Below are 24143 nucleotides of genomic sequence, written 5' to 3'. Positions count from 1 at the left end.
CGTTCCTTTCACTCTGCCCGGGTGTGTCTGCGGTCACACCAGCCAAATGCCTAGGCTCCACCTAGGCCCCCGGTGAGAGGCGAAGCGTCTCAATCTGCGGGAAATCGGTATTTGTTCACATCAATCCCTGCTGCCTACGGTGAGCAGGTTCCCGGCCCCAACCAGAAGGACGGCCTCGTTGCAGCCTCCGCAGAACCTCGCCGAATCCCCGGCGACGCCGCACCGGATCCGGCTTGGCGATTTCTCGCTCTCCGCCGTAACCGCCGGCCTGGTTGCGGTGGCGGTCTCCTACGCGGGTCCGCTGCTGGTGGTCCTGGGGGCGGCCGGCGCCGCGGGGCTCAGCCCGGAGCAGACCGCCTCCTGGGTCTGGGCGATCTCCGTGGGCAGCGGCGCGGTGTGCCTGGTGCTGAGCCTGCTCACCCGCATGCCGGTGGTGGTGGCCTGGTCCGTGCCCGGCGCTGCGCTGCTGATCACCGCGCTGGGCGACTATTCCTACGCGGAGGCGGTCGGCGCCTACATTGCGGCCGGTCTGCTCGGGATGGTCCTGGGCGTCACCGGTTGGTTCGGGAAGCTGCTGGAGCTCATTCCCCGGCCCATCGTCTCCGCCGTGCTGGCCGGGGTGCTGCTGCCGTTTGTGCTGCAGGCGGCCGGCGCCGTCGTCGCGGCGCCGCTGGTGGCCGGGGGCCTGGTGGCAACGTATCTGGCGGCGAGGCGCGCGGCGCCGAAGTATGCGGTGCTGCTGGCCCTCGGCGTCGCCGTCGCGCTCGCAGCCCTGTCAGGCCAGGTCGCCGCGCCGAGGCTGGTCCTGGACCAGTCGCCCATGCTCTGGACCACGCCGGAGTTCAGCCTTCAGGCCTTTGTCGGGATCGCGGTGCCGCTGCTGGTGGTGACCATGGCCGGGCAAAACGGTCCCGGGCTGGCGATGATGCAGTCCAGCGGGTACGCCCCGAACGACCGGCTGCTGCTGGGCGCCTCGTCCGCGGCGTCGGTGCTGTTCGCGCCGTTCGGTTCGCACGCCATCAACCTCGCCGCCATCACCGCCGGCATCTGCTCCGGCAGGGAAGCGCATGAGGACCCGGGACGGCGCTACGTCGCGGGGGTGTCCTGCGGGGTGTTCTTCCTGCTGTTCGGCGCCATGGGCGGACCGATCGTAGCTTTGCTGGGCGCCGTTCCCGGGGAGCTGATCACCGCTGCCGCCGGCGTGGCGCTGCTTGGGGCCCTGCAGGGGGCCGTCACCGAGGCCGTGGCACCGGGCGACGCAGGGGCGGGAGACGCCGGTAGGGGTGGCGTCGGCGGCGGGAGCGGCGGGAGCGGCAGCCCGGCGGCTCCGGAGGCGGGCCTGATCACGCTGGCCGTCACGGCCTCGGGCATCGCGCCGTTCGGGATCGTGGCACCGGTGTGGGGCACCGTGGCCGGGGTGGTGGCTTACGTGCTGCTGCGACGACGGCCGCGCTAGTCCAACAGGTCGGTCGCGCGCCGACGACCTGCTGCTGCAGTCAGCCGCGCGCCGCCGCCCTGCTGCTGCCGTGGCCCCGGCACATTCCCCGGGAATGACGAAGGGCGGAACCCCCACAAAGGTTCCGCCCTTCCAGCCCGCGTTCCGCTGCCGGTTTGGGTTCCCGCTGCCGGTGCGCAGCGGCAGCACGAGCCCAAACCGGCAGCAGAACCGGAACGGTGCCCGCCCCGCTGTCCTATTTGGCGCCGGCCAGCTGCACTGCGACGTCGACGATCATGTCTTCCTGGCCGCCCACGTAGCCGGCCTTGCCGACCTCTTCGAGGATCTGCCAGGCGGGGACGCCGTAGCGTTCGGCGGCGCGTTCGGCGTGGATCAGGAACGAGGAGTAGACCCCGGCGTAGCCCTGCATGATGGAGGCCCGGTCCATCACCGGCATGCGGGTGATGTAGGGCTTGACCACGTCTTCGGCGGCGGCCATGAGGCCCTGCACGTCGACGCCGGTCTCGATGTCCAGGCGCTCGAACGCGGCGGCGAGGACTTCGGTGGGGGAGTTGCCGGCACCGGCGCCCAGGGCCACCAGGGTGCCGTCGATCTGCTTGGCGCCGGCGCGGACGGCGAACACCGAGTTCGCGACGCCGAAGCTCATGTTCTGGTGCCCGTGGAAGCCCACCTGCGCGTCCTCGCCCAGCTCGGCGACCAGGGCGGCCACCCGTTCGGAGACGTCCTCGAGGATCAGGGCGCCGGCGGAGTCCACGACGTAGACGCACTGGCAGCCGGCGTCGGCCATGATCCGGCCCTGCCGGGCGAGCTCCTCCGGGATGGCGCGGTGCGAGAGCATCAGGAACCCGACGGTTTCCATGCCGAGTTCGCGGGCGTGCTGGAAGTGCTGGATGGACACATCCGCCTCGGTGCAGTGGGTGGCGATGCGGGCCACCGACGCACCGGCGTCGTGCGCCTGGTTCAGGTCGTGGATGGTGCCCAGGCCCGGGAGCATGAGCACGGCGATTTTGGCCTGCTTCGCTTCGTCCACCGCGGCGCGGACCAGGTCCAGCTCGGGGGTCAGGGAGAAGCCGTAGTTGAAGGAGGAGCCGCCCAGGCCGTCGCCGTGGGTGACCTCGATGACCTTCACGCCGGCGTCGTCCAGGGCGCGGACGGTGGAGCGCACGTGTTCCTCGGTGAACCGGTGGCTCATGGCGTGGGAGCCGTCGCGCAGCGTGGTGTCGGTCAGGCGGATGCTGTAGTTGCTCATGCGGATGCTCCTGCGGTGGCGGTGGCGGCGGTGCCCATGCGTTCGGCCAGCAGGTCTGCCGTGCGCGTCGCGGCCGCGGTGATGATGTCCAGGTTGCCGGCGTACTCCGGCAGGTAGTCGGCGGCGCCGCGGACCTGGATCCACACGCCGACCCGGCCGGCGCCGTTCCACTCCGGGCGCGCGGCGTCGAACTGCGGCTCCACGCGCAGCGAGTAGCCGGGCACGTAGCTCTGCACCTTTTCGACGGTGCGGGCGATGGATTCGCGGACCGCGTCCTGCAGGGCACCGGGTTCGGCGGCCTCGGCGGGTACCGCGGCGTAGACGGTGTTGCGCATGATCATCGGCGGTTCGACCGGGTTGATGATGATGATCGCCTTGCCGCGCTTGGCGCCGCCGACCACCTCCAGGGCCTTGGCCGTGGTTTCGGTGAACTCGTCCACGTTGGCGCGGGTGCCCGGGCCGGCGGACTTGGAGGCGATGGAGGCGACGATCTCGGCGTACTCCACCGGCACCACCGAGGAGATCGCCGCGACGATGGGCGTGGTGGCCTGCCCGCCGCAGGTGATCATGTTGACGTTCTGCGCCTGCGGCACCGAATCCAGGTTCACCACCGGGCAGACGTAGGGGCCGACGGCGGCCGGGGTCAGGTCGATCGCGGTGATCCCGGCCTCGGCGTAGCGGGGCGCGTTGGCGGCGTGCGCCTTCGCGGAGGTCGCCTCGAACACGAAGTCCGGCAGCTCGTCCTGGGCCAGCAGCCAGTCCACGCCGCCGGCGGAGGAGGCCAGGCCGAGCCGGGAGGCGCGGGCCAGGCCGTCGGAGGCGGGATCTACGCCGATCATGTACTTGGGTTCGATGTGCTCGCTGCGGCGCATCAGCTTGAACATCAGATCGGTGCCGATGTTCCCGGAGCCGACTATCGCGGCCGTTTTCTTGGCTGTCACTGGTGGATCCTTAGTCTGGTTCGCTGGCAGGGGCCAGCTGTGTCGATGGTGCCGATGCCCGGCGGCGGAGAGCCGCGGGCGGGTCAGCTGAAGTGGATGGTGAGGGAGCCCAGGTCCCCGAAGTCGGCGGTGGCGGATTCCCCGGCGCGCACCGGCAGGGCCTTGGTGAAGGACCCGGGCAGCACCAGCTGGCCGGCCTCCAGGGCCACGCCCTGCTCGCCGAGCACGTTCGCCAGCCAGGCCAGCGGTTCCACCGGGTTGCCCATCACGGCGTCACCGGTGCCGGTTTCCCGGGCCTCGCCGTCGATCCGCAGGGTGCACCGCACCCCGGCGAGGTCCTCGACGGCGACCGGCAGCGGGCTGGTGCCGACGGCGATCGCGCCGCAGGAGGCGTTGTCCGCCACCGTGTCCACCAGCTTGATGTCCCAGTCCGCGATGCGGGAGTCGATGATCTCGATGGCGGCGTACACCTCGCCGATGGCCGCCGCCGCCTGTTCCAGGGTCACGCCCGGGCCCTGCAGGGTGTGCTTGAGCCGGAAGCCGAACTCCGGCTCCACCTTGGGCGAGACGAACCCGCCGGCCGGAACCTGCGCCCCGTCGGTATGGACCATGTCCTCGAAGAAGAACCCGAAGTCGGGGGAGTCCACGCCCAGCTGGGCCTGCATGGCTGGGGAGGTCAGGCCCACCTTGCGCCCGGCCAGCACCCGGCCCGCAGCCAGATGCTCTTCCAGCTGCAGGGACTGCACCGCGTAGGCGTCGTCCAGGTCCATGCCCTCCAGCCGGGTCCGCAGCGGCGGCACCGGCTCCAGGGTCTTCGTGGCAGTCAGCAGCTCCGCGGCGAACGCGGCGATGCGCTCCCGGCGGGCCCCTGCGTCGGAGGACGCGGCGGAGGTGGTGATGTCGGAGGAAACAGTCATTACTTCAGCACCGCCGTCGTCACGCCGAAGCCGGCGATGTATTCCTTGATCGGCTTGTAGAACTCGTAGCTGACCTCGTACTCGCCGCAGGCGCGCAGCGCCGAGTAGGCGGCCACCCAGGTGCGCACCTCGTGGGAGGAGTGCCCGGCGACGGCGTCCATCTCATCGGCGCTGTAGGCGTCGAAGCCCTCGACGTTGCCGGAGCGGCACACGTCCAGGAAGCCGCGGTCCCATTCCGGGTTCAGCTCCATGATGTCCGCCTCGCCGGCGGCGAAGGCGATCGCGGTGTTGATGGTGCGCTGCTCGCGGGCGGCGCGGGCCTCCGGGGTGGGGTGGCGGCCGTTGGTCAGGAAGGCGCGCTGCTCCTCCGTGGCGGTGGCGATCTGCGGCACGGGCGGATCGTGGGAGAGCCCGCCCGAGCCGATGAACAGCACCTTCTTGTCCGACTTGGCAAAGTACTCGCCCACGGCCTGCCCGAATTTCCGGACCCGGGAGACCTTGGTGAACGGACGGGCCACGGAGTTCACGAAGATCGGAATCACGGGGGTGCGGTCCAGGCCGCCGAAGATGATCTCCATCGGCTGCACCGCGCCGTGGTCGACCTCCATCTTGCGGGAGATCGCGGTGTCGATGTCCTGGTCGATGACGTACTGGGCCAGCTGCTCGGCCTCGCCGGTGGGCACGTTGATCGGCCCGTCCCAGGAGTTGTAGTCGCCGGTGCCCAGCGCCTCGTAGCCGATGCAGAACGGCGGCATCAGGTCGTAGAAGAAGCCGTTGTAGTGGTCCGGCCCGAAGTTGACCACCAGGTCCGGGTTGAAGTCCTTGGCGAACTGGCGGGCCTGGTCAAACGCTGCCTCGACGGCGGCCTTGACGTCGGCGGGCGGGTTGGTGTGTTCCAGCAGCGGGCTGTGGGACATACAGATGAGGGCGTGGTTCACGGCCTACTCCTTAGAAGTCTGGTTCCTCGTACCTATTGCACGCCAGAGGGGTGCGTTGAAGGGTCTGCCCGTTCCGCTCTGCGGGACGGTGCGGAGCCGGGGCGTCGGGTCAGCGGCCCAGGCCGCGGTCCTTGAGCACGTAGGTGAACGTGGAGTGCACCAGGGCCTTGCCCTCGCTGTCGGCGACGGACACCTCCATCACGGCCACCGAGCCGCCGCCGCGCAGGATCCGGGCGGTGGCCACGGCCTCGGGGGCCTTGGAGTTGGACATGAAGTTCAGGTTGGACTGCACCGCCAGCGGGAACTGGCCGCGGTCCGCGAAGGCGAGCATGGCCATGAACGTGCCGGTGATGTCGGCGGCGCCGAACAGGGTGGCCGCGGCAAACATGCCGTTGGCCTGGGCCAGCGGGTCGGTCAGCTTCAGGGACATGCTCAGCGTGTCTTCGGTGACCGCGTGCGGCGTCAGGCCCAGGGTGGCGGCGATGTCGTCAAAGCCGCGCCGCTCCTCGAACTTGCGCCAGGCGGCGGTGAATTCGTCCAGGGAGGTGGGAAGGGCCACGGGTACTCCTCGATAGGTGTTGCATAGTGGGGTTTCTGCCACCCTAACGAGGGGCGGCACCCGTCCGGGAGGACGGGTGCCGCCTGACGGGACGCCGGTTACGGCAGCGTGCGCTCGGCGCCGCCGCGCGTCTCCTTGGAGAAGTACACGCACACCGCGGCGATCGCGATCAGCAGGATGAAGTACCAGGCGATGTTGCTGGTGCCGCCGTCGCCCAGGCCCACCAGCCACTGCGACATCAGCGGAGCGGTGCCGGCGCCGAGCACCGAGCCCAGCTGGAAGGTCAGCGAGACGCCGGTGTAGCGGGACTGGGTGTCGAACTTCTCGGCCAGGAACGCCCCGATGGGCCCGTACATGGAGGCCTGGATGATCGGGTTGCCGACCACGAAGGCCACGGCGATCAGCCAGAAGCTGCCGGAGTTGAACAGCGCGAACATGGGGAAGACCAGGGCCACCGAGATGCCGGCGCCGGCCAGCATCACCGGGCGGCGGCCGAAACGGTCCGACAGCCAGGCGAAGAACGGGATGGAGAAGATGTGCAGGAAGGAGGAGAAGGTCAGCATCATCAGCGCCTCCTGCCGGGTGACGGCGCCGGTGCCGACCACGTAGGGCACCATGAACACGGCCAGCAGCGCCTGCATGAACAGCGGCCCGGCCACGGCCAGGGTGCCGAGCACCGACTCCAGCGGGTACCGCTTGAGCACGCGGACGATCGGCACGCCGGTCTCCACGCGGCCCTCGGCCTGCGCCTTGACGAAGTCCGGGGACTCGGTCACCCGGTAGCGCATGTACAGGCCGATGATCACCAGGGCGGCGGAGAGCAGGAACGGAATCCGCCAGCCCCAGCTCAGGAACGCCTCTTCGGGCAGCCCGGCGAACAGGCCCAGCACCAGGGTCGCCAGGACCGAGCCGGTGGGCCCGCCGGTGACGGCGATGGAGGCGGCGAAGCCGCGGTTCTTCTGCTGCACGTGCTCGGCGGCCATCAGCGTGGCGCCGGCCCATTCACCGCCCACGGCCAGGCCCTGCACCACGCGCAGGAAGACCAGCACCAGGGGCGCGGCGACGCCGATGGTCTGGTAGGTGGGCATCAGGCCGATGGCCACCGAGACCAGGCCCATCATCATCAGGGTCACGAAGAGCATATTCTTGCGGCCGATCCGGTCACCGAAGTGGCCGAAGAGGATGCCGCCGATGGGCCGTGAGATGTAACCGGCCAGCAGGATGACGAACGACAGGACGGTGCCCAGCACCCGGTCCATGTCCGAGGGGAAGAACAGGACCGGGAAGACCAGGCCGGCGGCGGCTCCGTAGAGCAGGAAGTCGTAGTACTCCACGGTCGAGCCCAGGAAGCTGGAGACCAGGGCGCGCCGGGAGTCCTTCTTCGAGGGGGTGTGCCCGGGCGCCGTTGCCAGGGTGGGAACGGTCTGTTCCATCGGTCCTCCATAAGGTGAAAAAGCGGGGCAGCGGACAGCTGCGTCCCCCGAAGCGTCGCCCGTGTGATGCGCGTCACCCAACGGCCCGTGCCGCCTGTCGGAACGTTCGACGTCGGGCGCCGGGGCCGGCGTCAACTCTCACAGCGGCCCGGAACCGCGCCGCTGCGGGACGCAGCCGCCCGCCGTCGGCCGCCCGCCCGGAACCGCCTCCGGTTTGACAATCAGGGGTGTCTTAGGGTTCGGAACGCGAGCTGGCAGATGTGGTGCACGGCACGGTCTGATGGGAGACCGGGCCGGCCCCGCCTGCCCCGCGAAGACAGCCCCTTTCGTCTTTTGAAGGAATTGATCCAGATGACCACCACGGATTCCTGCCCGTCGCAGGCCAACGCCGCCATCGGCCGGATGCCACGGCCGGCGCAGATGGCAGCGAACATCGACGTCTCCACCCTGGTGGACGCCGACGGCGGCCTGATCGACCGGTCGATCTACACGGACCCGGGCATCTACCAGCAGGAGATGCGGCGCATCTTCGCCCGCAGCTGGCTTTTCCTTGCGCACACCAGCCAGTTCAAGAAGCCCGGCGACTTCTTCACCACTTTCATGGGCGAAGACCCGGTCATCGTCACCATGGACAAGCAGAAGAACATCCGCGCCTACCTGAACTCCTGCCGGCACCGCGGCGTCCGCCTCTGCCGGGCCGACGCCGGGGCCACCAAGATGTTCACCTGCACCTACCACGGCTGGTCCTTCGACCTGGCCGGAGCCCTGCAGTCGGTGCCCAACGAGGGCGCCTACCCGGCGGACTTCGACAAGAAGCAGTGGGGGCTCATCGAGGTTCCGAACGTGGCCGTCTACAAGGGCCTGATCTTCGGCAACTGGGACTCCGGCGCGGAGCCGCTGGAGGACACCCTGGGCGACATGCGCTACTACATGGACGCCATGCTGGACCGCGATCCGGAAGGCACCGAGGTCATCGGCGGCGTCATGAAGTGGGTGCTGGAAGGCAACTGGAAGCTCGCCGCCGAGCAGTTCGCCACCGACTGGTACCACGTGAACATGTCCCACGCCTCGGCGCTGATGGTCCTCTCGCCCACCGGGCGCGGCCCCAAGCCGGAGATCGCCGCCACCCCGGGACGCCAGTACGTCTCGCCCAACGGCCACGGCGCCGGCTTCCCCACGCACCCCAAGTCCCGCTTCGACGCCCGGCCCGTGCACGAGTACTACGACTACGAGGCCCTGCGCGAACGCCTCGGCGACGCCGCCGTCGAGGGTCCCATGACCACCGGGCATGCCACCGTCTTCCCGTCCTTCTCCTACCTGCCGGTCAACGGCTCGATCCGCGTCTGGCACCCCAAGGGCCCGGACAAGATCGAGGTCTGGGCCTGGATCCTGGTGGACAAGTCCATGCCGGACGACGTCAAGGACGCCCAGCGGCTCTACAACCTGCGCACCTTCGGCCCGTCGGGCATTTTCGAGGCCGACGACGGAGAGAACTGGTCCGAGATCCAGGCCATCTCCCGCGGCTTCGTCACCAACAAGGTGCCCCTGAACTTCCAGATGGGCATCGGCAGCGAACGCGAGGACGGCACCTACCCGGGCCAGACCAGCGAACTGTACTCCGACGCCGCCGGGCGTTCCTTCTACCGCCACTGGTCGAAGCTGATGAACACCCCCGCCTGGCACGAAACCACGACCCAGCAGATCCCGGAGGAGACCCCGTGAGCGAGTCCATCACCATCGGAACCGTCGACGACATCGCCGAAGGCGAAGCGGCGGTCATTCCCGCGGCGGAGAACGGCACCAGCGAGGACATCGCCGTGTTCCACGCCGAGGACGGGCAGTTCTACGCCCTGAACGACAACTGCACGCACGAGACCGCGTCCCTGGCCGACGGCTGGATCGAAGGCACCGAGGTCGAATGCCCGATCCACTCCGCCAAGTTCTGCCTCAAGACCGGCGCGGCGCTGTGCATGCCGGCCACCATCGCGGCCCGCACCCACAAGGTGGAGGTCCAGGACGGCAACGTCCTGCTGTACCCCAACGCCCCCGCCGCCGTCTGATCCGCCGCGGACCGGAACAAGAGAGAACCCCCATGGCTTTGAACTCCGTGACCATCGTCGGCGGCGGGATGGCAGGCTTCACCACCGCCAAGGAGCTGCGCTCGCGCGGCTTCGAAGGCACCCTGACCATCATTGATCCCGCCGGCGTGCCGTACGACCGCCCGCCGCTGAGCAAGGACTACCTGCTCGGCCGGCGCAGCGCGGACGAGATCCTGCTTTCCCCGGCGGACTGGTTCGCTGGCCAGGACATCCGGATCGTGCCCGGACGCGCCGCGGCCCTGGACGCCGACTCCGGCACCGTGGAGCTGGAGGACGGCAGCGTCGTTACCGCGGACCGCGTGGTCCTGGCCACCGGCGGCACCGCCCGCCGGCTGTCCATCCCCGGCGGGGACCTGGACTCGCTGCTCTACCTGCGCACCCGCGAGGACGCCGACAAGCTGCGTTCCCTGCTGGCCCCCGGCACCCGGCTGGCCATCATCGGCGCCGGCCTGATCGGCGCCGAGACGGCCTCCTCCGCCAAGGAGCTGGGCGCCGACGTCGTGCTGATCGACCCGGTGGATCCGCCGCTGGTGCCCGCCGTGGGCCCGGAGCTGGCCCGCCGCCTGCATGACATGCACGCCGAGCGCGGCATCCGCGTGGTCACCGGCATCCCCGCGGCGATCACCGTGGACGCCGACGGCCACCACCTGGAGATGAACAGCGGCGAGGTGATCGACGCCGACGTCGTGCTGGTGGGCATCGGCATCGTCCCGGACACCGGGCTCGCCGCCGCCGCCGGCCTGGAGACCGACAACGGCACCATCGTGGACGAATCCCAGCGCACCACCCACCCCAACGTCTACGCGGTGGGCGACGCCGCGCGCACCCGGCTGCCGGACGGCACGCTGCTGCGCCGCGCCGAGCACTGGGAGCACGCCATGAACAGCGGCGCGACGGCGGCCGCGGCCCTGCTCGGCCAGGAACCGCCCCGCCACGGCGCGGCCTGGTTCTGGTCCGACCGGCACGGGGTGCACCTCGAAGGCGTGGGCAGCATGGTCGGCGAGGGCACCACCATCATCCGCGAAAAGGACGGGGTGCCCTCGGTGGTGTTCCGGCTGGACGCGGAGGGCTACCTGCTCGGCTGCGCCGCCGTCGACGGCGGGCTCACCGTCCGCGCCGCCCGGCGCATCATCGACCGCCGGATCCTGGTGGATCCGGAGAAACTCGCGGACCCGGCCGCGGACCTGAAGAAGCTCGCCAGGTAAGGACGCACACCATGACCGAACACGTTATTGCCACGCCCGCCGCCACCGCGGCGGATGAACTCGAAGGCCGGCTGGCCGACGCCGAGCTGGCCTACCGGGTCCAGCAGTTCTACTTCCTGGAGGCGGAGCTGCTCGACGACGGGCGCTTCGCCGACTGGCTGGAGATCTTCGACGAGGACCTCACCTACTGGGCGCCGCTGCGCACCAACCGGCTGCGCCGCCAGGCCGCCCTGGCCATCGGCGCCCGCGGCGAGGCCGCCTACTTCGACGAGACCAAGGAATCCCTGGCCTGGCGGATCCGCCGCTACGACTCCGGCATGGCCTGGGCGGAGGACCCGCCCTCGCGCACCCGCCACCTGGTGTCCAACGTGACCGTCCGCCACCACGCCGGGAACGAGCTGAAGGTCCGCTCCGCGTTCCTGGTCTACCGGAACCGGCTGCAGACCGAGACCGACATCTACGCCGGCGGCCGGACCGACCTGATCCGCATCCAGCCCGACGGCGGGTTCCGGGTCGCCAGCCGGGAGCTGCTGTTCGACGCGAACGTGCTCCAGGCCAAGAACCTCAGCACCTTCTTCTAGCCGCCCGCAGGCCGGGCCGCCCTTCCTACAGAGAGGTAGAAATGAGCAGCACAGCTTCCGCAGGCTGGGTGGACGGAGACGTCGCCTTCATCACCGGCGGCGGATCCGGCATCGGCCGGGCCGTGGCCGAACGGTTCCTGGCCGAAGGTGCCTCCGTGGCCATTTTCGGCCGGGACAAGGACAAGCTGCAGGCCGTGGCGGACGAGACCGGGGCCGGGGACCGGATCCTCGCCGTCGCCGGCGACGTCCGGGACTCACGCTCCCTGCACGACGCCGTCGCGCAGACCGTGGACCGGTTCGGGAAACTGGACATCCTGGTGCCCAACGCCGGGATCTGGGACTACAACCGCTCCGTGACCCGGCTCGACGGCGAGGAGCTGGGCGCCGCGTTCGACGAACTGTTCGCGATCAACGTCAAGGGCTACCTGCTCACCGTCGAGGCGGCGTGGCGGGAACTGGTCAAGACCCGCGGCAGCATCGTCATGACGCTCTCCAACGCCTCGTTCCACACGGCCGGCGGCGGCCCGGTGTACACCGCGTCCAAGTTCGCCTGCCGCGGGCTGGTCAACCAGCTCGCCTACGAACTCGCCCCCAAGGTGCGGGTCAACGGCGTCGCCGTGGGCGGCATGAACACCGACCTGCGCGGCCCCGAATCCATCGGACTGAAGGAGCGCTCCATCTCCGCCTCCTTCGCCCGCTCGGAGATCACCGGGAACAACCCGCTGATCCCGCTGCACGACGCGTCGGTGGAGCCGCGGGACTTCACCGGCTCCTACGTCCTGCTCGCCTCCCGGCGCAACTCCGGCAACATCACCGGAGCCATCATTCCCGCTGACGGCGGCATCGCCGTGCGCGGCTTCGGCGACCGCGCCGCAGGAGGAGACGAACTGTGAGCGAGACCAACATCAACCCGGTGGCGGGGCTGCTGCGGCAGGCCCGCTTCTCGCCCCGCAGCCGGGCGGTCATCTATGAAGACCAGGTCCTGGACTACGGGCAGCTGGCCGACGACGCGGCGCGGTATGCGCGCGCCTTCGCGGCCGCCGGCGTCCGCCCCGGGGACCGGGTGGCGTACCTGGGCCTGAACAGCCTGACGTTCTTCCGCGTCATGCTGGGCGCCTGGTGGATCGGCGCGGTCTTCCAGCCGTTGAACTTCCGGCTGGCGCCGCGGGAGATCAAGGCGCTGCTGGAGCGCGCCGCGCCCCGCGTCCTGGTCACCGAGCCCTGTCACCAGGATGTCGTGGACCACGTGGTGGACCTGACCGCCGAGGAGGGCGCCGGTGAGGTGCCGACCGGCGCGGCGCCGCTGCCGGTGCTGGTCGACGACGACGCCGCCGTCCCGGTCAAGGCTGCGGTGCGGGAGCACTGGCAGCTGCTGACCGGGTTCCTGGCCGCCGCCGACGCCGCGCCCACGCCGGAGCCGCTGCCGGCCCGGGATACCGACCTGGCCATCCTGATGTTCACCTCCGGCACCACCGGCCAGCCCAAGGGCGTGCAGCTGACCCACGGGAACGTGTGGTGGAACTCGGTCAACGTGGACTCGCTGGTGGACACCCGCCGCGGCGACGTGAACCTGGCCGTGGCGCCGCTGTTCCACATCGGCGGGCTCAACGCCCTGACCGTGCGGGTGCTGGTGCGCGGCGGGGTGACCCTGATCCGGCGGACCTTCGATCCCCGGCAGGTGCTCGCCGACATCGAGCAGTACCAGGTCAACCAGGCGTTCCTGGTGCCGTCCATGCTCTCGGCCATGCGGCAGGTCGAGGAGTTCGAGCGGCACGACCTGACCAGCCTGCGGGCGCTGATCTGCGCCGGCGCGCCGGTGCCGCCGGTGCTGCTCAAGCAGTACGAGACGAAGGGCATCGCGGTGCAGCAGGCCTGGGGCCTGACCGAAACCGCGCCGTTCGCCACCTACCTGCCCACCGAGCTCACCTACGAAAAGCCCGGCTCCTGCGGCATTCCCATGCCCTACACCGATGTGCGGGTGGTGGACCCGGTCACCGGAACCGACGTCACGGAGCCGGGTGCCACCGGCGAGCTGTGGGTGCGCGGGCCCAACGTCACCCCCGGCTACTGGAACAACCCGGAGGCCACCGCCGCCGCCTTCCAGGACGGCTGGTTCCGCTCCGGCGACCTCGGCTACCAGGACGCGGACGGCTACTTCTACATCGTGGACCGGCTCAAGGACATGATCGTCACCGGCGGGGAGAACGTGTACCCCGCCGAGGTCGAGCGGGCTCTGATGGAGTACCCCGGGGTGCTCGACGTCGCCGTGGTGGGCGTCCAGGACCCGAAGTGGGGTGAAAACGTGGTGGCCGTGATGGCCTGCCGCGACGGCGTCGAACCCACCATCGAGGACGTGCGCGAATTCGCCGCCGGCTACCTGGCCCGCTACAAACTGCCCAAGAAACTGATCGTCACCGGCACCGTGCCGCGCAACGGCTCGGGCAAGCTCGACAAGACGAGCATCCGGCAGATGGCACAGAACGGAGTACCCGCATAATGTCCAGCGACGAAGTCGACCTGCTCAAATGGCCCGAGCCGCTGCCCGCCGCCTGGCAGGCCGAGGAGGTGCCGGCGCCGTCGGGCTGGCACCGCTCCTACCGGGTCACCGAGGACGGCCGGCCCGCCGGTGAGGTCCGGGTGGCGTTCATGACCGCCACCCCGGTGGCCGCGGCGTACCCCGCCGGCGTGCGCGACCGGCTGATGGAACCGGACGCCGAGGCCGGCCCGCAGGCCCTGCAGCTGGTCTCCGAGATCGTGATGGCCGAGGACCCGGCCTGCCGCCGGCTGGTCGTGGCGGCGGGGGAGGGCGACGTCGCCGACATTGCCCGTGCCGAGGTCGCCGGCTACCGCTACGTGGTGGATGTGGACGTGCCCGGTCGCAGCCTGTCCCTGATGGTGGCTGAACCGGACTGGGTGCTGGAGGAATCCCGCAACCTGGACGACGTGCCCACCCAGTAGGGGATCCGGCACGCAGCCGGGGCCGGGCAGTGCCGCGGGGGTGGCGGCGCTGCCCGGCGTCGTGCTTTAAGTAGTGTCAGCCGGTGGGCGCCAGCCGGCGCGGCTGGGACCGCGGGGAGGCGGCGGCCACCGCCCGGCCCGCCGCATAGCAGACCTTGCGCAGCGCGTTGGCCTGCGAATCCGGCACGAACTTGCCCACCGGCCCGGAGATGGACAGCGCCGCCACCGGGCGGCCGTTGGGGCCCATCACCGGGGCGGCCACGCAGTTCAATCCGAGCAGGATCTCCTCCCGGTCAAAGGCCAGGCCGCTGCGGCGGACCTCCAGCAGCTCCCGGCGGAACAGCGCGGGATCGGTGATGGTGTGCGGCGTCCAGGTGGCCAGCTCGCCCTTGAGCACTTCGTCGGCCGTGTCCGGATCGAAGGCGAGCAGCACCTTGCCGACGGCGGTGCAGTAGGCCGGAGCGATGCCGCCGATGCGGGAGGGGCTGCGCACCTGCAGGTGCCCGTACAGCTTGTTCAGGTAGACGACGTCGCTGCCCTGCAGCACGGCCAGGTGCACGGTCTGCTTGGTCAGTTCGTAGAGGTCGGCCAGGAACGGGGTGAGCACGTCCCGCATCCGCCCGTGGGCGACCGTCTCCTGGTTATCGCCCAGGCTGAGGATCATCCGGCCCAGCCGGTAGGCGTTGCCCGCCCGCTCCACGGCGCCGTTGCGCTGCAGCATGCCCAGCAGCCGGAAGGCGGTGGACTTGGACAGCTCGGCGCGGCGGGCCAGTTCGCTGACCCCGACGCCGGTCAGCGCGTCGGCGCCGAAGGCGTTGAGCAGGCTCATCGCCTTGTCCACGGCGGCCCTGTCATCGCGTGCGGCGGAAACGGTGCGGCCCATGTAAACCTCCAACGGTGCAGGTTGCTCGTGGCAATGCTGAGACTGTGGTGCGGCCGGGGTCCGGCCTACGGCACACGCCGTGTACTTATCGTCCGTGGCCTGCATCACGAATGTCAAAGATGACTTTTCGTCACTTGTAAGTGACACTCTTCACATGCCCCTGAACGACCTCGTGTCCCGCAACATCCGCCGCTTCCGCGCCGAGCGGGAACTCTCCCTCGGGGAGCTCGCCGCCCGCGCCGGACTGTCCAAGCAGACCCTGTCCAAGATCGAGCAGGGCACCGGCAACCCCACGGTCGAAACCCTGGAGCGGATCGGCGCCGCGCTGGGCGTGAGCATCCGCCGGCTGGTCACCGAGTGGGGCTCACGCAGCTTCGTCTCCCGGGCTGAAGACGCGGCCTGGAAGGCCTCCTTCATCGGCGAGGAACGCAGCCTGGACCGGATCTACGGTTCCGGCTACGTGGAGACCAGGGTCGTCATGGTGGACGAGCACCAGCTCACCACCACCATTCCGGCCCGCTCCGCCGGCACCCTGAACCAGGTGTATGTGCTGGAGGGACGGATGGCGGTCGGCCCGGAACAGGAGGAGGTCGAGGTCGGCCCGGGGGACTTCCTGCGGTTCCCGGCCGACGTCGTCCATTCCTACCGCAGCCTGGGCGCCAGGGCGGTGGCGCACCTGACCACCACGGCACCTCAGCTGCCGCAGTTCTCGCCGTCGATGCAGGGCGGCGCCGGCACCTGGAGTCCATAGTCCCGCCTGCCGCCCGCCGCGGGCCGGTGGGTGCCAGGCATCTGTGCAGCAGATGTCGCCTGGGGTGGGCCGACTGAATCTGTTGTGCAGCAGATGTCGCCTGGGGCGGGCCGACTGAATCTGTTGTGCAGTTAATGCGGTTATTCCGGCTTCTAAGCGGCATTATCTGCACACTCGTTGAGTGGGGCGGCGAGCTGCGGCCGCGGGCCGGTGCCGTCAGGAGGAACGCGGGCTGGAGAAGCCGGCTTGGCCCGGTCAGGCTGATCGCTGAGATCCTGCCGCGCAGACCGGCGCGGCGCCCGTCCTGAAGGAGTGCCTCCGCATGCTTGCCGCCGTCGCCGTGTCCCAGAACCCCGAGGAGCCGCTGGCCGGGCTCGAGCTGCGGCAGGTGCCGGAGCCGCTGCCGCGCCCGGGCTGGACCCGGGTGAAGGTGCGGGCCTCCTCGCTGAACATGCACGACCTGTGGACGCTGCGCGGCGTCGGGCACGATCCGAAGAACATCCCCATCATCCTGGGCTGCGACGTCGCCGGGGTCACGGACGACGGCCGGGAGGTGGTGGTCCACCCGGTGATTGCCGACGCCGATGCCGGCTACGGCGACGAGACGCTTGATCCGAACCGCGCGCTGCTCTCGGAACGGCACGACGGCGGGTTCGCTGAGTACATCCTGGTGCCGGAGCGGTGCGTGCTGCAGAAGCCGCGGCACCTGAGCTTCGAGGAGGCGGCCTGCCTGCCGGTGGCCTGGTCCACCGCCTACCGCATGCTTTTCACCCAAGCCGGGGTCCGCGCCGGGGACCGGGTGCTGGTGCAGGGCGCCTCCGGGGGAGTGGCCTCCGCAGCCATCGCCCTCGCGGCCGCCGCGGGCGCCACCGTCTACGCGACGGCGCGCACCGCGGCGAAGCGGGACCTGGCCCTGAAGCTCGGCGCACGGGCCGCCTTCGCATCAGGGGAGCGGCTGCCCGAACGCGTGGACGCGGTCATCGAGACCGTGGGCAAGGCGACCTGGGGCCACTCGCTGCGCTGCCTGCGCCCGGGCGGAGCCATCGTCATCGCCGGCGCCACCAGCGGCACGGACCCGGATGCGGACCTGGCCCGGATCTTCTACCAGCAGCTGCGCGTGCTGGGCTCCACCGGGTCCACCCGCCACGAAACGGCAGCCATGCTGCGGATGGTCGAAGCCACCGGGCTGCGCCCGCAGATCGACCGGGTGTTGCCGCTGGCCCGGATTCATGAAGGCTTCCAGGCGATGATCGACGGCGAGGCGCTGGGCAAGATCGTGGTGGCCGTCGGCTAGCGCCCGGCCAGGTCAGCGCGAGGCCGGCACGGGCGCGGCCAGCACGGCCTGCAGGGCGTCGCGCAGCCGGGCTCCGGCCTCATCGGCATCCCAGACCGCCGCGGTGCAGCGCCAGGCGATGAACCCGTCGGGGCGCACCAGCAGCGCCCCGGCCTCGTCGATCTCCCGGCTCCGCGCCCAGTAGCCGTACGGATCCTCATATCCGGGCTCGCCCACCACCACCACGTCCAGGAACGGCGCCTCCACGGCGGCCGCGGCCTGCTTCCACGCCTGGCCGGACAGTCCGGTCAGAAGGGTGAACCTGCCCTTGCCGGTCACGTCGAGGGTGGAGATGCGCCGCCCATCCCGCCCGACCAGCCAGGCGTGGGGAAGCTTGGCTCCCGGGCGGGTGGTGGCCTGGAGGAAGAGCTGGGGATCGCGGGCAAAGTGCTCCTCGCCCGCATCCGGATCGGACAGCACAGCGGAGCTGGCGTAGCGCTGGTTGAGCTCGACGCCATGGGCGTTGAACTCATAGTTCTTCAGCTCCAGCGCCTCCACGACCTTCGCCCGCAGCCGGGCACCTTCCGGAGTGGGCGCCTGCAACCGGGCCAGACCCGTTTCCACCGAGTGGACGCCGTCGTCGCCCAGGGTGTCGAAGCACTCCCTCAGGGGAGCATAGTCCAGCCGGGACTGGTTGGCCCGGGCGACGATCTGCGCCCCGACCGGTACCCGCTCCTCGCTGTAGCTTTCCAGCAGTGCCGGCCCGGCGTGGCCCTTGATGACGTAGGCCAGCTTCCAGGCGAGGTTGAAGGCGTCCTGCAGGCAGGTGTTGGAGCCGAGGCCGCTGCTGGGCGGATGCCGGTGGGTAGCGTCGCCGCCGCAGAAGACCCGCCCCTTGGACATCGTCAGTGCGTGCTGCTGATTGACGTACCAGGTCGAGACCCCGTCCACTTCGAGCTGCAGGTCCGGGTCACCCACCAGTTGCCGGATCTGGGCGGTGACGCGTTCCAGGGAGAGGTCCGGCTCGCCGGCGTCCTTGTCGAAGCCCCAGCCGGCGATCCATTCATTCCACGGGCGGACGCAGCGCAGCAGGCCCATGCCGATTTCACCGAAGTTGGCGGCGGGGTTCATGATCCAGTGCAGGATGCTGGGCCGGTGGGCCACGTACTTCGAAAGGTCGGCGCGGAAGCGGACGTAGGCCGTGCCGGCCCGGGCCGTGTGCCCGACGATCTCCAGGCCGATTTCCTCCGCGATCCGGCTCTTGGCGCCGTCGGCGCCGATGAGGTACCGCGCCCGGACGGAGTATTCATGGCCGGAGGTGCGGTCCAGCAGGCGCACGGTGACGCCGTCGGTGTCCTGCGCGTGGCCCAGGTAGCGGGTGGAAAAGGCGACCTTCGCGCCCCGCTCCGCGGCGTTTTTGACCAGCAGCGGCTCCATATAGGTCTGGGGGATGTCCAGCATGGTGCACGGACTGGCCTGCAGGTAATCGCCGGAGCGCTCGTCGCCGGTGCCCCAGGTGCGCAGCCGGGCGATTTCCGGGCCGGCCAGCGAGGTGGTGAAGAGGGTGTCGCCCATCTGCTCCCACGGCACGGCGTAGAGCCGCGCCTCTTCCTCCAGCCCCAGGTCGCGCAGCACTTCAACGGCGCGCTGGTTGGTGATGTGGGCCCGGGGAGTGTTCGCCAGCCAGGACCACTGGGACACCATCATGGTCCGGATTCCGTAGGTGGCCAGGGCCAGCGCGGCGGTGGCGCCTGTCGGGCCGGTGCCCACAACCAGGACGTCGGTGTCGTAGGCGTTCGCCGGGCTGGCCTCGTCCAGCCGATCGGCGGCACCGGACACGTCGGTGAAGTTCTGGGACACGGTTTCCCTCCTTAAGGGTGTGATTGGCAACACAACGACTGAGATACTAGCATGCTAGTTGCTGCCCCGAGGTGACGAGCGCCACCACCGCCGCCGGGCCAGCACTCTGCTTTCATTCCGCATCCATGCCCCGGCCCAGCCGCCCCGCGAGGAGACACCACCCCATGACGACGACCACTGCCCCGCCCACGAGTGCCCGAAAGGTGGCCACGGCCAGCCTCATCGGGACCACCGTCGAGTACTACGACTTCTTCATCTACGGCACGGCCGCCGCCCTGGTCTTTCCGAAACTGTTCTTCCCCGACGCCGACCCCCTGATCGGCTCGCTGCTGGCCTTCGCGACCTTCGGCGTCGGCTTCCTGGCCCGGCCGCTCGGCGGCATCGTGTTCGGCCACTTCGGCGACCGCGTGGGCCGCAAGAAAATGCTGGTCATCTCGCTCGTCGGCATGGGCGGCGCCACCTGCCTCATGGGCCTGATGCCCACCTACGCGCAGATCGGCCTGGCCGCACCGATCCTGCTGACGGTCCTGCGTCTGATCCAAGGCTTTATGGTCGGCGGAGAATGGGGCGGCGCGGTCCTGATGGCAGTGGAGCATGCGCCCCAAGGCCGGCGCGGCTTCTACGGTGCGTTCCCGCAGACCGGCGCCCCCGCCGGCGTCGCGCTGGCGACCGTGTCGTTCCTGGCCGTGGCCCAGCTGCCGGATGAGGCGTTCCTGTCCTGGGGCTGGCGGATTCCGTTCCTGGTCAGCGCCGTGCTGGTGGTGGTGGGCCTGGTCATCCGGCTCACCATTGCCGAAAGTCCGGCCTTTGCCGCCGCCCGTGAGCAGCAGGAACTGGTCAAGATGCCGCTGGTCGAGTCCTTCCGGCGCCACTCCAAGGAGATCTTCCTGGTGGCCGGCACCTACCTCAGCCAGGGCGTCTTCGCGTACATCTGCATGTCCTACCTGGTCAACTACGGCACCTCGGTCACCGACATCAGCCGCACCCAGGCGCTGTCCGGCGTCGCCGTGGCCGCCGTCATCGCGGTGGTCCTGTATCCGCTCTTCGGGGCCCTGTCCGATGCGATCGGGCGCAAAACGGTCTACCTGATCGGGGCCGTCGCCATGGGCGTGGTCATCTGGCCGGCGTTCGCGCTGATCAACACCGGCAACCCCTGGCTGTTCATGGTGGCGCTGGTGCTGGTCTTCGGCCTGGCGATGGCTCCGGCCGGCGGTGCCACGGGGGCGCTGTTCTCCATGGTGTTCTCCCGGGAGGTCCGGTACACCGGCTCCTCGGTCGGCTACACCATCTCCCAGATCTGCGGCCCGGCCTTCGCGCCGATGATCGCCACCGCGCTGCTCGCCTCAACCGGCAGCAGCAACTCGATCGTGCTGTACATGGTGCTCGTCTCGGCCGTCTCGGTGGTGTGCGTCGCGCTGCTGCCCGGCGGCTGGGGCCGGCGCGAAGCCGCCGCCCAGCGGGAGGCATACTGGGTGAATGATTAGTGAGCCAGCCGCCGCCACCGTGGGCACGACCAGAACCGGAGGACGGCTCTCGGGCCACATCTACGAGGTCGTGAAGGCCCGGCTCCTGCTCGGAACCGTGCCCGCGGGGGGACGGCTGTCCGTGGAGGCCCTGCGCTCGGAGCTGGGCGTGAGCAAGCAGCCGATTATGGACGCCCTGCGGCTGCTTGCCGCGGACGGGCTGGTGGAGATCCGCCCGCAGATCGGTTGCGTGGTGGCGTCCTACTCGCCCGGAGAAGTCAGCGACTTCTTCCACATGTTCGCAGGATTGGAGGGGGCGGTCGCCTCGGTGGCAGCGCGCCGCTGCACGCCGGAGGCGCTCGACCACCTTGAGGAGCTCTCCCGCCTCACCCGTGAGCTGGGCCGGCAGGAGGACCCCCTGGCCCGGTCCCGCGGTTACCTCGAGCTGAACCGGGGCTTCCACGAAGGCATCCACCGGATGGCGGGGTCGCGGATTATCGCCGAGACCAGCCGGCGGATGTGGGATCTCAGCGACTTCCTTATCAACACCTCGGGCATCTCCGAACCCATGGCGGACTCGGTGGATGAGCGGCAGGACGACCACGACCGGATCCGCATCGCCCTGGCTGGCGGCGACGCGGCCGCCGCCAAGGCGGAAATGGAACAGCACATCCTGCAGACGCTGGACCTGATCGGTGAAGGAGCCGGGACGGCGCACGGCCTGAAATGACGAAAAGGCCCCGAGCTGTGAGGGGCTGGGGGCCTTTTCGTCGTCGCGCCTCCCGCCCGTGGGCGCGGACGGACGGCTGTCCTAGTTGGTCACGCCGTGGGTGGCCAGGTACTGCTTGATGACGGTGTTGAATTCCTCGGCGCGCTCCACCTGGGACCAGTGGCCGCACTGGCTGAAGATGTGCGCGTCGGCGTGCGGAATGACGTTGAGCAGCTCCCAGGTGCGGGAGACGGGAATGACGACGTCCTGGGTGCCGTGGATCAGCAGCACCGGGATGTCGAGCTTGCCGAGGACGTCGAAGTCCAGCGGCAGGGCCTCGCGGTCCCGGTCCCGGGCCGCGACGACGTCCTGCAGCCGGTCCGAGGCGGTGTCGTTCAGCGCGGACTGGTAGCGCAGGCCCACCAGCTCGTCGGTGACCAGGGACTTGTCCACGACGAACATCTCCAGGGTCTTCCGCACGCCCTCCTCGGTGAGCACCGGGTTGGAGTGGCCCTTCAGCGCCCCGGTGAGCTTGGCGCCGCCGGTGCCCATGGAGACGATGCCCAGCAGCCGCTCCGGGTAGTCGATGGCGAACTGGAAGGCCAGCCAGCCGCCGAGCGAGTTGCCCACGATCCAGGTCTTCTCGATGCCCAGGGCGTCCAGCACGCGCACCGCGTGGCGCACCCACTCGCGAATGCCGTATTCGGTGCCCGGCGCGACCACGCTCTGGCCGTAGCCGATCGAGTCGATGGCGATGCAGCGGCCCTGCTCGGCGATCTGCGGAAGGTTCAGCCACCAGTTCGCGGCGGCGGTGACTCCGGTGCCGGAACCGTGCAGGAACAGGATCGGGGTGCCCTCGCCGAGCTCGTGGTAGTGGGTGAGCTCGCCTTCGGCGGTCTCGAGCCACTTGTCCTCAAGGCCGAAGAACGCATCGGTCTTGTAGTCCGGAATCTGGATGGTCATGTGTACCTGCTCCTGTAATGCTGGGCGCCCGGCCGGACCGGGTCTGCGAAAGGGATCCTGCCACCCACGTTAGGCGGCCACCGGCACGGACGGGCCGGGCTGTTCCGCCTTCCGGCACGCGGGCTCGAACGACATGGCCGCGAGCACCCCGTCCAGGGTGCGCCCGGCGTCCTGGGCCAGGCAGGCCCCGGCCACGAAGCGGTCCGGGCGCAGGAACAGCACCGGGGTGGGCCGGTCATCGAACCAGCGCTTCAGCCGCCCGGTGACATCGCCGACGACGGTCACGTCCTCCGGGTACTCTGCCTCCGCCCAGCCGCGCTGGGTCTCCGGCACGGCGGCCACGAAGGTTGCGCCGAGCTCCTCCAGCCGGGCCAGCTCCGCCGGGGTGAACAGGCCCTTGGGGTTGTTGCCCCAGGCCAGCACCGTCCACCAGGTGCCCGCGGCGTCGTCGAGCAGCACGTTGGCCCCGTCGCAGGTGTTCACCCGCGGCTGGATGAACTGCACGCCCACCGGGGAGGTGCGGTTGTTGGCGGTGCGCACCGGCACCAGCCGGGAGGTCAGGGCCGGGGCGGCCGTTCCGGGCGCCAGCGTGGAGGGATCGACGACGACGCCGGCCCGGTAGCGGGGCATCGGCTTGAACCGCATGTCCGAGAAGTAGGACTTCACCTTCGGCAGCAGGTTCAGGGCGGCGGCGATCCCGTCCCGGGCGCCGACCACCACGGGGTTGGTGGGCTTGATGATCGCGCCGAGGGTCAGCGACAGATCGATCATGGCCTTGGCATGGTCCCGGCGCTCGGCGTCGTAGGTGTCCAGCAGCGCGTCGGAGGCCTGCCCGCGCAGCACCGTGGCGAGCTTCCAGCCCAGGTTCATGGCGTCCCGGACGCCGGAGTTCCAGCCCTGGCCCATCCACACCGGCATCAGGTGCGCGGCGTCGCCGGCGATGAGCTGCCGGCCGCGGCGGAAGGAGCCGGCGATCCGCCCGTGATGGGTGAAGACGCGCTCGCGGATCACGTTGAGGGCGGACGGATCCGGGACGTGCTCGGCCAGCAGTTTGTGGATGAAGGCCTTGTCGGTGACCTGCTCCTCGGTTTCGTGCTCGAAGAGCATGAACTCCCAGCGGCGGACGGCGTGGGCCAGCCCGATGGAGACGTAGGGCCGCTTGGGGTCCGCGCCGAGGAACACGTTCGGGGTGCCCAGCGGATCGTTGTTGACGTCCACCACCAGCCACCGGGTGGCGGGGGAGCGGCCGTCGAAGCTGACCCCGAGGCGCTTGCGGGTGGGCGACTTGCCGCCCTCGCAGCCGATCAGGTAGCGCGCCCGGATGCGCCGGACGGCGGTGCCGCCGTCGCCGTCGGGCGCCTCCACCGTGGCGATGACGTGATCGGCGGTCTCCTCGACGTCGACCACCCGGTGGTTGAACTCCACCCGCACCCGCTCGAAGCGCTCCAGCCCGTCCAGCAGGGCGCGGTCCACCAGCGGCTGGACGAAGCCGTTCTTGCGCGGCCAGCCGAAGTCGTCCGCCTTCGGCTCGTTGGTCATGATGACCCTTCCGCGGCCGTTGACCAGGCGCATGATGTGCTGCGGCGTGGTGTGCGGCAGGACGGTGCCGGTCAGGCCGACGGCCTGGACCGCGCGCAGGGACTCATCGTCCAGCCCGACGCCGCGGGGATAGTCGATCAGGTCGGGCAGCTGCTCCGCCACCACGGCCTGCCGGCCGTAGAGGCCCAGCAGGTTGGCGAGCATCAGCCCCACCGGCCCGGCGCCCACGATCAGGACCTCGGTGTCCAGATCGACGGGCTGCGGAACGGTGGCGGCAGGCAGTTCGGTGTTCATGGACCGCTTCCTTCGGGGCCGGGGAGCCCCAGGCTCCCTTGACGTGTAAATAACGCACTTGACTAGGCGTTA

22 protein-coding genes are annotated in these 24143 nt (G+C 70.0%); 12 read left to right on the top strand and 10 right to left on the bottom strand.

The features are described 5' to 3' along the window. Positions 1-178 precede the first annotated feature (178 nt). Entirely contained in the window at positions 179-1456 is a 1278-nt protein-coding gene (locus tag AC5RUW_RS10740) for a benzoate/H(+) symporter BenE family transporter (protein ID WP_494160686.1), read from the top strand. 235 nt (positions 1457-1691) lie between these two features. On the opposite strand, the gene dmpG is transcribed toward AC5RUW_RS10740, so the two are convergent. The 6 genes from dmpG to AC5RUW_RS10710 form a co-directional block, all read right to left on the bottom strand. Continuing rightward, positions 1692-2705: a 4-hydroxy-2-oxovalerate aldolase gene (gene dmpG / locus AC5RUW_RS10735; RefSeq protein WP_494160685.1), complete on the bottom strand. Its 1014-nt coding sequence runs from the start codon at positions 2703-2705 to the stop codon at positions 1692-1694. Further along, positions 2702-3646, bottom strand: a complete 945-nt coding sequence (locus AC5RUW_RS10730) for an acetaldehyde dehydrogenase (acetylating) (RefSeq protein WP_494160684.1) — start codon at positions 3644-3646, stop codon at positions 2702-2704. The genes dmpG and AC5RUW_RS10730 overlap by 4 nt, the downstream gene beginning before the upstream one ends. 83 nt (positions 3647-3729) lie before the next feature. Then, on the bottom strand, positions 3730-4563 hold the full coding sequence (locus tag AC5RUW_RS10725; RefSeq protein ID WP_494160683.1) for a 2-keto-4-pentenoate hydratase: 834 nt from the start codon (positions 4561-4563) through the stop codon (positions 3730-3732). After that, positions 4563-5501: a 3-carboxyethylcatechol 2,3-dioxygenase gene (locus AC5RUW_RS10720; RefSeq protein WP_494160682.1), complete on the bottom strand. Its 939-nt coding sequence runs from the start codon at positions 5499-5501 to the stop codon at positions 4563-4565. The genes AC5RUW_RS10725 and AC5RUW_RS10720 overlap by 1 nt, the downstream gene beginning before the upstream one ends. A gap of 109 nt (positions 5502-5610) precedes the next feature. Next, the gene (locus tag AC5RUW_RS10715) at positions 5611-6060 is read right to left on the bottom strand and encodes a PaaI family thioesterase (RefSeq protein ID WP_494160681.1); all 450 of its coding nucleotides are present in this window, start codon (positions 6058-6060) and stop codon (positions 5611-5613) included. A gap of 98 nt (positions 6061-6158) precedes the next feature. Beyond that, positions 6159-7493, bottom strand: a complete 1335-nt coding sequence (locus AC5RUW_RS10710) for an MFS transporter (RefSeq protein WP_494160680.1) — start codon at positions 7491-7493, stop codon at positions 6159-6161. 351 nt (positions 7494-7844) lie between these two features. On the opposite strand from AC5RUW_RS10710, the gene AC5RUW_RS10705 reads away from it, so the two are divergent. From AC5RUW_RS10705 to AC5RUW_RS10675, 7 genes are read left to right on the top strand one after another with little or no spacing between them, the layout of a single operon-like run. Then, entirely contained in the window at positions 7845-9215 is a 1371-nt protein-coding gene (locus tag AC5RUW_RS10705) for an aromatic ring-hydroxylating oxygenase subunit alpha (protein WP_494160679.1), read from the top strand. Continuing rightward, entirely contained in the window at positions 9212-9553 is a 342-nt protein-coding gene (locus tag AC5RUW_RS10700; RefSeq protein WP_494160678.1) for a bifunctional 3-phenylpropionate/cinnamic acid dioxygenase ferredoxin subunit, read from the top strand. The genes AC5RUW_RS10705 and AC5RUW_RS10700 overlap by 4 nt, the downstream gene beginning before the upstream one ends. A gap of 32 nt (positions 9554-9585) precedes the next feature. Then, the gene (locus AC5RUW_RS10695; RefSeq protein WP_494160677.1) at positions 9586-10797 is read left to right on the top strand and encodes an NAD(P)/FAD-dependent oxidoreductase; all 1212 of its coding nucleotides are present in this window, start codon (positions 9586-9588) and stop codon (positions 10795-10797) included. Between the two features lie 11 nt (positions 10798-10808). Beyond that, positions 10809-11378, top strand: a complete 570-nt coding sequence (locus tag AC5RUW_RS10690; protein WP_494160676.1) for an aromatic-ring-hydroxylating dioxygenase subunit beta — start codon at positions 10809-10811, stop codon at positions 11376-11378. Between the two features lie 41 nt (positions 11379-11419). Continuing rightward, positions 11420-12271 (top strand): 3-(cis-5,6-dihydroxycyclohexa-1,3-dien-1-yl)propanoate dehydrogenase, encoded by an 852-nt coding sequence (gene hcaB, locus AC5RUW_RS10685; protein WP_494007931.1) that lies wholly within the window; start codon positions 11420-11422, stop codon positions 12269-12271. Next, a complete protein-coding gene (locus AC5RUW_RS10680) occupies positions 12268-13875 on the top strand; it encodes an acyl-CoA synthetase (protein ID WP_494160675.1) in 1608 nt (535 codons plus the stop codon). The genes hcaB and AC5RUW_RS10680 overlap by 4 nt, the downstream gene beginning before the upstream one ends. Then, a complete protein-coding gene (locus AC5RUW_RS10675) occupies positions 13875-14336 on the top strand; it encodes a hypothetical protein (RefSeq protein WP_494160674.1) in 462 nt (153 codons plus the stop codon). Before AC5RUW_RS10680 ends, AC5RUW_RS10675 begins: the two co-directional genes overlap by 1 nt. A 76-nt stretch (positions 14337-14412) precedes the next feature. Here the strand turns inward: AC5RUW_RS10675 and AC5RUW_RS10670 are convergent, their stop codons facing one another. Further along, positions 14413-15219, bottom strand: coding sequence for an IclR family transcriptional regulator (locus AC5RUW_RS10670; RefSeq protein WP_494160673.1), 807 nt, complete (start codon positions 15217-15219; stop codon positions 14413-14415). 154 nt (positions 15220-15373) lie between these two features. Between AC5RUW_RS10670 and AC5RUW_RS10665 the strand changes: the two genes are divergently transcribed. Both AC5RUW_RS10665 and AC5RUW_RS10660 read left to right on the top strand, forming a co-directional pair. Beyond that, positions 15374-15970, top strand: coding sequence for a helix-turn-helix domain-containing protein (locus AC5RUW_RS10665; RefSeq protein WP_494160672.1), 597 nt, complete (start codon positions 15374-15376; stop codon positions 15968-15970). A 322-nt stretch (positions 15971-16292) separates the two neighbouring features. After that, positions 16293-17264, top strand: a complete 972-nt coding sequence (locus AC5RUW_RS10660; protein WP_494160671.1) for a zinc-binding dehydrogenase — start codon at positions 16293-16295, stop codon at positions 17262-17264. Between the two features lie 12 nt (positions 17265-17276). Here AC5RUW_RS10660 and AC5RUW_RS10655 read toward each other — a convergent pair whose 3' ends face one another. Next, entirely contained in the window at positions 17277-19103 is a 1827-nt protein-coding gene (locus AC5RUW_RS10655) for an FAD-dependent monooxygenase (protein ID WP_494160670.1), read from the bottom strand. Between the two features lie 164 nt (positions 19104-19267). Here AC5RUW_RS10655 and AC5RUW_RS10650 point away from each other — a divergent pair, with 164 nt between their 5' ends. Further along, positions 19268-20587 (top strand): MFS transporter, encoded by a 1320-nt coding sequence (locus tag AC5RUW_RS10650; RefSeq protein WP_494160669.1) that lies wholly within the window; start codon positions 19268-19270, stop codon positions 20585-20587. Continuing rightward, on the top strand, positions 20580-21296 hold the full coding sequence (locus tag AC5RUW_RS10645) for a GntR family transcriptional regulator (protein WP_494160668.1): 717 nt from the start codon (positions 20580-20582) through the stop codon (positions 21294-21296). The genes AC5RUW_RS10650 and AC5RUW_RS10645 overlap by 8 nt, the downstream gene beginning before the upstream one ends. 81 nt (positions 21297-21377) lie before the next feature. Here the strand turns inward: AC5RUW_RS10645 and AC5RUW_RS10640 are convergent, their stop codons facing one another. Further along, complete coding sequence (locus AC5RUW_RS10640; RefSeq protein WP_494160667.1) at positions 21378-22238, bottom strand: alpha/beta fold hydrolase; 861 nt, start codon at positions 22236-22238, stop codon at positions 21378-21380. A gap of 69 nt (positions 22239-22307) precedes the next feature. Continuing rightward, positions 22308-24071, bottom strand: a complete 1764-nt coding sequence (locus tag AC5RUW_RS10635) for a bifunctional 3-(3-hydroxy-phenyl)propionate/3-hydroxycinnamic acid hydroxylase (RefSeq protein WP_494160666.1) — start codon at positions 24069-24071, stop codon at positions 22308-22310. Positions 24072-24143 lie beyond the last annotated feature (72 nt).

The organism is Arthrobacter sp. Y3222053 (assembly GCF_059092805.1).
Note: the sequence above shows the minus strand (reverse complement) of the source record. Positions and strands in the feature narration are given on the sequence as shown.